An 806-nucleotide genomic window follows, 5' to 3' on the forward strand; every position below is an offset into this window, starting at 1 on the left:
ATGGCAAAGGGTAAGTTCGAACGCACCAAGCCCCACGTGAACGTGGGCACGATTGGTCACGTTGACCACGGCAAGACGACGCTGACGGCGGCGCTGACGAAGATCGGCGCGGAGCGTTTCGGTGGCGAGTTCAAGGCCTATGACGCGATCGACGCGGCGCCGGAAGAGAAGGCGCGCGGCATCACGATCTCCACGGCCCACGTGGAATACGAATCGGCGGCGCGCCACTATGCGCACGTGGATTGCCCGGGCCACGCCGACTACGTGAAGAACATGATCACCGGTGCGGCCCAGATGGACGGCGCGATCCTGGTGTGCTCGGCCGCCGACGGCCCGATGCCGCAGACTCGCGAGCACATCCTGCTCTCGCGCCAGGTCGGTGTGCCGTACATCGTCGTGTTCCTGAACAAGGCCGACATGGTGGACGACGCCGAGCTGCTGGAACTGGTGGAGATGGAAGTCCGCGAACTGCTGAGCAAGTACGAGTTCCCGGGCGACGACACCCCGATCATCTCGGGCTCGGCCCGTCTGGCGCTGGAAGGCGACCAGAGCGAGATCGGCGTGCCGGCGATCCTGAAGCTGGTGGACGCGCTGGACACCTGGATCCCGACCCCGGAGCGCGACGTCGACAAGCCGTTCCTGATGCCGGTGGAAGACGTGTTCTCGATCTCGGGCCGCGGCACCGTGGTGACCGGCCGTATCGAGCGCGGCGTGATCAAGGTGGGCGAGGAAATCGAGATCGTCGGTATCCGTCCGACCCAGAAGACCACGGTCACGGGCGTGGAAATGTTCCGCAAGCTGCTGGA

1 protein-coding gene is annotated in these 806 nt (G+C 65.3%); it reads left to right on the forward strand.

Going from position 1 to position 806, the window contains the following annotated elements:
- The coding region (locus tag MMG85_RS18370) for an elongation factor Tu (RefSeq protein WP_241047346.1) at positions 1-806 on the forward strand (806 nt) is incomplete at its 3' end.

This window comes from Pseudoxanthomonas sp. LH2527, from assembly GCF_022539275.1.
In the GTDB taxonomy this organism is placed as follows: Bacteria; Pseudomonadota; Gammaproteobacteria; order Xanthomonadales; family Xanthomonadaceae; genus Pseudoxanthomonas_A.